Annotated in this window: 6 protein-coding genes; 4 read left to right on the forward strand and 2 right to left on the reverse strand. The window is 71.2% G+C overall.

The window, feature by feature from the left end; genetic code table 11:
* On the reverse strand, positions 1-1,979 hold a 1,979-nt coding region (locus VH499_RS24255), incomplete at its 3' end, for a GAF domain-containing sensor histidine kinase (RefSeq protein ID WP_332055349.1).
* A gap of 330 nt (positions 1,980-2,309) precedes the next feature.
* On the opposite strand from VH499_RS24255, the gene VH499_RS24260 reads away from it, so the two are divergent.
* The 4 genes from VH499_RS24260 to VH499_RS24275 are packed head-to-tail and all read left to right on the forward strand — an operon-like array spanning position 2,310 to position 6,531.
* Positions 2,310-2,645: a metalloregulator ArsR/SmtB family transcription factor gene (locus VH499_RS24260; RefSeq protein WP_332055350.1), complete on the forward strand. Its 336-nt coding sequence runs from the start codon at positions 2,310-2,312 to the stop codon at positions 2,643-2,645.
* A 15-nt stretch (positions 2,646-2,660) separates the two neighbouring features.
* Positions 2,661-4,055 carry an NAD(P)-binding domain-containing protein gene (locus VH499_RS24265; RefSeq protein ID WP_332055351.1) on the forward strand — a complete coding sequence of 465 codons (1,395 nt, stop codon included), beginning with the start codon at positions 2,661-2,663 and terminating at the stop codon, positions 4,053-4,055.
* A gap of 57 nt (positions 4,056-4,112) precedes the next feature.
* Entirely contained in the window at positions 4,113-5,285 is a 1,173-nt protein-coding gene (locus VH499_RS24270) for an MFS transporter (RefSeq protein ID WP_332055352.1), read from the forward strand.
* Positions 5,275-6,531, forward strand: coding sequence for an MFS transporter (locus VH499_RS24275; RefSeq protein ID WP_332055353.1), 1,257 nt, complete (start codon positions 5,275-5,277; stop codon positions 6,529-6,531). The genes VH499_RS24270 and VH499_RS24275 overlap by 11 nt, the downstream gene beginning before the upstream one ends.
* Positions 6,532-6,668: 137 nt before the next feature.
* On the opposite strand, the gene VH499_RS24280 is transcribed toward VH499_RS24275, so the two are convergent.
* On the reverse strand, positions 6,669-7,074 hold a 406-nt coding region (locus tag VH499_RS24280; RefSeq protein WP_332055354.1), incomplete at its 5' end, for a pirin family protein.

The following is a 7,074-nucleotide window of genomic DNA, read 5'->3' on the forward strand; positions in this document are numbered from 1 at the left end:
CGGCGCACATAGGCGCGCATGTCGGCATTGTCGTCGGCCAGCAGGATGCGCGCGCCATCGGGCAGCATTCCAGCCGGCATCCCCGGCAGCGCCGCGCGCGCCTCGCCCGCCGGCTGCTCGATCACGCCGGTCCCGTCCGGCGCGGCGGCCTGCTCGTCACCGAGCCAGCGCAGCGCCTCCTCGACATAGGCCGCGGCGCGCACCGAGGTCGGGGCGAGGCCGCGCCCGGCGCCGAGACGGTCGGCCGGCAGATGCGCGGTGCCGAACGGGAGCGCGACCGTGAAGGTCGTGCCGCGGCCTTCCTCGCTCTCGACGCCGATCGTGCCGCCGTGCAGCTTCACCAGCTCGTGGACCAGGGCAAGCCCGATGCCGCTGCCCTCGTAGGTGCGGCTCCTCTGACCCTCGATGCGATGGAAGCGTTCGAACAGGCGCGGCAGCTCGTCGGCCACGATGCCCACGCCGGTGTCGCGCACCGTGAGCACGGCGTGGCCGTCGACGCCGCGCAGGCGGACCACGATCTCGCCCTCGAAGGTGAACTTGAAGGCGTTGGAAAGAAGATTGAGGACGATCTTCTCCCACATGTCGCGATCGACATGGACCGGCCGGCCAAGCGGCGAGCAATCGACGGCGAGCGCGAGCCGGGCGCGCTCGCAGGCCGAGCGGAAGTTGCTCGCCAGCTCGTCGGTGAGGACCGCGAGATCGACCGGTTCGTACGACGCCTGGGCGCGGCCCGCCTCGAGCCTCGAGAAATCGAGCAGCGAGTTGACGAGCTTCAAGAGTCGCAGCGAATTGCGGTGCGCGAGCTCGAGCCGCAGGCGCTCGATCACCGGCAGATCGCCGCCCGCCAGCGCATCCTCCAGCGGACCCAGCATCAGGGTGAGCGGGGTGCGGAACTCGTGGCTCACGTTGGAGAAGAACATCGTCTTGGCGCGGTCGATCTCGGCCAGCGCCTCGGCGCGCCTGCGCTCCTGCTCGAGGGCGCGGGCGGTGGCGACCGCGGTCGCGACCTGCGCGGCCGCGAGATCGAAGAAGCTCAGGTACTGCTCGTCGAGCCTGAGACGCGGGCTTGCGCCGGCGACCAGGAAGCCCGCGAGCCTGTGCGCGACATTCGACCTGATCGGCACCACCACGGCGCTCGACGGCGGGTCGGACCACGGACCGGCCGGCACTTTCTCGAAGCGCCGCGCGAGGTCGTCGATCGTGACGGCCTGCCCGCCGCGCAGCACTTCCGTGAACGGCCAGGGCCCGGCTTGCGTCCTGTCGGGATCGAGGCCGATCACTTGCGGCGCCACCGGGTCGCCCGTCGCGACGCCGACGGTCGCGGCGAGCCGCGCCTCGCTGCCCGCATCGTCGAGCAGATAGACGAGGGCGAACGGCACGTCCCTGGGATGCCTGGCCAGCGCCTCGGCGGCGATCGCGCAGGCCTGTTCGGCCGTCCTGGCCTCGCCGGTGCGCGCACCGAGATCGCGCAGTGCGGCGATCCGCCGCTCGCCCACCACCTTCTCGGTGATTTCGTGCACGGTCGCCAGCACGCCGCCGATGCCGTTCGGTGCGGTATCGTCGGGAACCGGGCTGTAGGCCACGGTGAAGTGGGTCTCCTCGACGAAGCCGTGGCGGTTGATCTCGAGCGGCAGGTCCTCCATCCAGGTCGCCGCGCCGCCCCGGAACGGCGTGTCGATCAAGGGCTGCAGCACGTCCCATATCTCCGACCAGCACTCGCGCACCGGCTGGCCGAGCGCCGACGGATGCTTGGCGCCCAGCACCGGGCGGTAGGGATCGTTGTAGATCGAGATGTAGTCGGGGCCCCACCACAGCAGCAGCGGGAAGCGGTTGGCCAGCAGGAAGCCGACCATCATGCGCAGGCTGAGCGACCATCCTTCGACCGGACCGAGGGGCGTCCTCGACCAGTCCCTGGCCCGGATGAGCGCCCCCATCTCGCCCCCGCCCGCCAGGAAATCCGTCTGCTGGACGACATCCATCTCCCGCTGGTCTCCTCCCGCCGATCAATCGAAACGCCCGAGGGCCGACCAAGGTTGCACGCCGAGCGCAGGGAGCGTGGCGCCCTCCGGAACCGCGAGCTTCCAGGTCGCCGCACAGGTCCCTCGCCTTCGGCTCGGGATGACAGTCATCGTTGTTCCAAAGACCGTGTCATCCCGAACGGAGTGAGGGACCTTCGGTCGGCGTTGGCAAGGGGCTCTCGCCGAACCGTGCCGGTGAGGGCGGCCGGGGAACCGCGAGCTGGCAATCGTTATTTCGAATATTCCAGAAATACCGTTGACTCGCATCGCGACCGCCCTACATTCTCCGCCATGAAGCTCGATGATGCCGCCGCCCGTCTGGAAGCCCTGGGCAACCCCACCCGCCTCAAGATCTATCGCACGCTGGTGCGCGCCGGCGAGGACGGCATGGCGGTCGGCCGCCTGCAGGACCGGCTCGACATCGCCGCCTCCACCCTATCGCATCACCTCAAGGCGCTGGTCGGCGTCGGCCTGGTGACGCAGACGCGCGAGGCCACGACGCTGATCTGCCGTACGAACTACGGGCTGATGCGCGGCCTGCTCGAATACCTGGTCGAGGAATGCTGCGCCGAGAGCAAGCGCTGCGCGCCCGCCAAGGCGCCGATCAAGCTGCCGAAGGCCGCGTAGAAGAGGAGCGAGCAAATGCCCGACTCACCTGGCAAGCCGAAGACCGTCGCCATCCTCGGCGCGGGTCCGGTGGGCCTCGCCGCCGCGGCGCATGCGCTGGAGCGCGGCCTGGAGCCGGTGGTGCTCGAAGCCGGGCCCGGGGCCGCGCACGCGGTGCGCCAGTGGGGCCATGTACGCATGTTCTCGCCGTGGGAATACAACATCGACAGGGCGGCCGCGCGGCTGCTCACGACCGCCGGCTGGAACTCGCCGGCGCCGCACCAGTTTCCGACCGGCGCCGAGTTGGTAGCGCAGTACCTCGAGCCGCTCGCGGCCCGGACGGCGCTGAAGGACCGCATCCGGCTCTCCAGCCGTGTCACCGCGGTCGGTCGTACGGGCTTCGACAAGATGAAGAGCAATGGTCGTGCCCTCGAGCCCTTCACGGTCCGCTACCAGAACGGCAAGGGACCGGAGGCGCTGAAGGCCGATGCAGTGATCGACGCGACGGGCACTTGGTTCGCGCCCAATCCTGCCGGGGCCGACGGACTGCCGGCCATCGGCGAGGAGGCGCTGAGCGAGCGCATCGCCTACGGCATGCCCGATGTGCTTGGCGCGAAGCGCACCCGCTACGCTGGCAAATCGGTGGCGGTGCTGGGCGCTGGCCATTCCGCGATCGGAACTTTGATCGACCTTGCACGGCTTAAGGACGAAGCACCCGGCACGGAGATCGTCTGGCTGTTGCGCGGCACCACGCCCGAAAAGGCGTTCGGCGGAGGCGCCAACGACAAGCTTGCCGCGCGTGGCGCTCTCGGGGCGGCTTTTGCGGCACTGGTGGCGAGCGGCCGCATTCGCGTCGAAAGCGGCTTCAAGGTCGCGCATTTGTCGAGCGACGGCCCGCGCTTGCGCGTGGCGACGGGAGCGGGAAGTTGCTGCCGCACTGTCACGGTGAATGAGCTCGTTGTGGCAACGGGTTTCCGGCCCGACTTCGATTTCCTGCGCGAGGTCCGGCTCGCGCTCGATCCCGCGGTGGAATGCCCGCCGGCGCTGGCGCCCTTGATCGATCCCAACATCCACAGTTGCGGCACGGTGCGGCCGCACGGCGCGCGCGAGCTCGCGCAGCCCGAGCCCGGCTTGTATTTCGCCGGCACGAAGAGCTACGGCCGCGCGCCCACCTTCCTGATGCTGACGGGCTACGAGCAGGTGCGCTCGATCGTGGCCGAGATCGCGGGCGACCATGATGCCGCCGCCCGGGTCGAGCTCAGCCTGCCGGAGACGGGCGTCTGCTCGGGTCCGGCGCCGTCGCCCGTCGCGACCGGCGAGGCCGAGGCCGGTTGCTGCGGCGGCCCTGCCCCCGATCCCGCGAGCGGCTGCTGCGTCGCCGACGTCGAGGCCAAAGCCGAAGGCCAGCAAGGCTGCGGCTGCGCTCCATGAGCGCCGCTCCGGTGGCGCGTCTTCCTCCTCCGTTCGACATCCCATGATCGCCGTTGCATGAGCAAGAGCCGGCTGTTCACCGTCGTCGTGCTGGGCTCAACGCAGACGCTGGCCTGGGCGTCGACCTATTACCTGCCGGCGATCCTCGCCGACCGGATCGCGCGCGACACGGGCGTGTCGACCGACTGGCTGTTCGGCACCTTCTCGATGGCGCTCGTCCTTTCGGCCGTCGTCGGTCCGCGCGTCGGCCGCATGATCGATCGCGGCGGCGGCAACAGAGTGCTGGCCGCCTCGAACCTGCTGTTCGCCACTGGCCTGGTGCTGCTGCAGCTCGCGCAGTCGCTGGCGATGCTGCAGCTCGCCTGGCTGGTGCTGGGCCTCGGCATGGGCCTCGGCCTCTACGACGCGGCCTTCGCCGTGCTGGGCCGGATCTATGGCACACACGCGCGTGGCGCCATCACCGGCATCACCCTGATCGCGGGCTTCGCGAGCACGGTCGGCTGGCCGCTCACCGCCTGGGGCGCTTCGACGATCGGCTGGCGCGAGACCTGCCTTGCCTGGGCGGCGCTGCATGTGCTGGCCGGGCTGCCGCTCAACTACTGGTGCCTGCCGCGCCCCGCGGCCGCCGTCGGGACGCGATCGACGGCCGCCGACGAGAAGGTGCCGATCGACCGCACGATGATCCTGCTGGCCTTCGCCTTCGCCGCCGCCTGGGTGGTGACGGCCGGCATGGCGGCGCACTTCCCGCGCATCCTCGAAGCGGCGGGCGCGTCACCGGCCCAGGCCATCGCCGCCGGCGCGCTGATCGGGCCGGCCCAGGTGGCGGCGCGGCTGCTTGAGGCGGGACCGCTGGCGCGCCTGCATCCGCTGATCTCGGCCCGCCTCGCCACCCTCACCCATCCGGTCGGCGCGGCCGTGCTGCTCGTGGCCGGCGGCGGCGCGGCGTCGAGCGCGTTCGCGCTGCTGCACGGCTCGGGCAACGGCATCATCACCATCGCGCGCGGCACCGTGCCGCTCGCCCTGTTCGGGGCGGAGAATTACGGCTATCGCCTCGGCCTGCTCGGCATGCCCTCGCGCTTCCTGTCGGCGCTGGCGCCGCTCGGCTTCGCGATCCTGATCGATCATTTGGGCGCCGGCGTCCTGATCGTGTCGGCGGCGCTGAGCCTCGCGGCGTGCGGTGCGCTCTGCCTGCTGCGCCGTCCGGCGGGCGCCGCGGTCCATGCCGACTGACCGCGCGGCCGCCGCGGCACCCGCCGTCACGCCGGCGCGGCTGGTCGTGCTCGTCTGCGGCGCGCAGGTGTTCGTGCAGATCGGCGCCTTCTTCTGGCCGGCGCTGTTGCCGCAGATGATGGCGCGCTGGTCGCTCACCAACAGCGAGGCGGGCTGGATCACCTCCTCCTTCTATGCCGCCTACATGCTGGCGGTGCCGGTGCTGGTGACGCTCACCGACCGGGTCGATCCGAGGCGCGTCTATCTGTTCGGCGTCGGCTGCACGGTGCTGGCGCATCTCGCGTTCGGTCTCGCCGCGCAAGGCTTCTGGTCGGCGCTGGCCTCGCGCGCGCTCGCCGGCATGGGCTGGGCCGGCACCTACATGACCGGGCTGAAGCTGCTCGCCGACCAGATCGACGCCAGGCTGATGTCGCGCGCAGTGACCGGCCATGCCGCGAGCATCGGCATCTCGGGCGCGCTCTCCTTCGCGCTGGGCGATGCGATCGCGTCGGCGCTGGGCTGGCAGGCGGCGTTCCTGTTCGCCGCCATCACCGCGGCGATCGCCTGGCTGGCCGTCGCGCTCGCGGTGCCCGCGCGGGCGCCGGCACCGGACGCGAAGGCGGGAACGCCGTTCGACTTCCGGCCGGTGATCGCCAACCGCTCGGCCATGGCCTATGCGCTGGCCTACTGCGTGCACACGCTGGAGATGAACGCGCTGCGCGGCTGGGGCGTCGCCTTCCTCGCCTGGGTCGCGGCCCGCACCGGCACCGACGACGGCCTGCTCTCGCCGACCGTGGTCGTGACCGCGCTCGGACTGATCGGCACGGCGGCCAGCGTGTCCGGCAACGAGGCGGCGATCCGCTTCGGCCGCCGCCGGCTGGTGGCGACGGCGATGCTGCTGTCGATCGCGCTCGCGCTGGCGCTCGCCTTCGCGGGCGCCGCCTCCTACCGGCTCGCGGTCGGGCTGCTGCTGGTCTATGGCCTCGTGGTGTGGCTCGACTCCTCGTCGCTGACCGCGGGCGCGGCCGGCACCGCCGATCCGGCGCGCCGCGGCGCCACGCTCGCCGTGCATTCGATGCTGGGTTACGCCGGCGGCTTCGCCGGTCCGCTCGCCGTCGGCTGGGTGCTCGACCTCGCGGGCGGCATGTCGCCATTCGGCTGGGGCGCCGCCTTCGCCTTGGTCGCGATCCTGATGGCGCTGGCGCTCGCGATCTTCCTCCATATCCGCCCCCGCGAACTGGAAGGCGACCGCGGCGCCGCGCGTTAGGCTCTGCCCGAGCGAGCGCCACTTTCCGGAACCGCGAGCGTCGCCCATGATCTGATGGGCGAGCGAGACGCTCGCGGTCCGCATGAGCTCGAGATGAAGCTTTTCATTTTCTTCGGGACCGCGCGCCTCCGGCTCGCTCAGGGCACGCTGGCCATCTGGCCGAAGCGGCCGGAGTTGAAGTCGGCGACGGCGGCGCGGATCTCGTCCTCGCTGTTCATCACGAACGGGCCGTAGCCCACGATCGGCTCGTCGATCGGCTGGCCGGTCATGACCAGGATCATCACCTCACCGTCGGCGTCGATCGTGACGCCACTGCCGTCGTTCGACAGCAGCACCATCTCGGCCTCGCCCGCCGCCTGCGTGCCGCCCACGATGACGTGGCCCGCGAGCACGACCAGCGCGCTGTTGTGGCCGTCGGGCAGGTCGAGCGTGACCGAGGCGCCGGCCTTCAATCGCATGTCCCACAGGTTGATCGGCGTGAAGGTCCGCGCCGGCCCGGTCGTGCCGCCGAAGGCGCCGGCGATCACGCGCACCTCGCCCGCC

The organism is Reyranella sp. (assembly GCF_036558665.1).
GTDB lineage: Bacteria > Pseudomonadota > Alphaproteobacteria > Reyranellales > Reyranellaceae > Reyranella.

Coding starts and splice junctions, on each gene's coding strand:
- VH499_RS24270 (WP_332055352.1), top strand. CDS start 4,113: ATGAGCAAGAGCCGGCTGTTCACCGTCGTCGTGCTGGGCTCAACGCAG.
- VH499_RS24265 (WP_332055351.1), top strand. CDS start 2,661: ATGCCCGACTCACCTGGCAAGCCGAAGACCGTCGCCATCCTCGGCGCG.
- VH499_RS24275 (WP_332055353.1), top strand. CDS start 5,275: ATGCCGACTGACCGCGCGGCCGCCGCGGCACCCGCCGTCACGCCGGCG.
- VH499_RS24260 (WP_332055350.1), top strand. CDS start 2,310: ATGAAGCTCGATGATGCCGCCGCCCGTCTGGAAGCCCTGGGCAACCCC.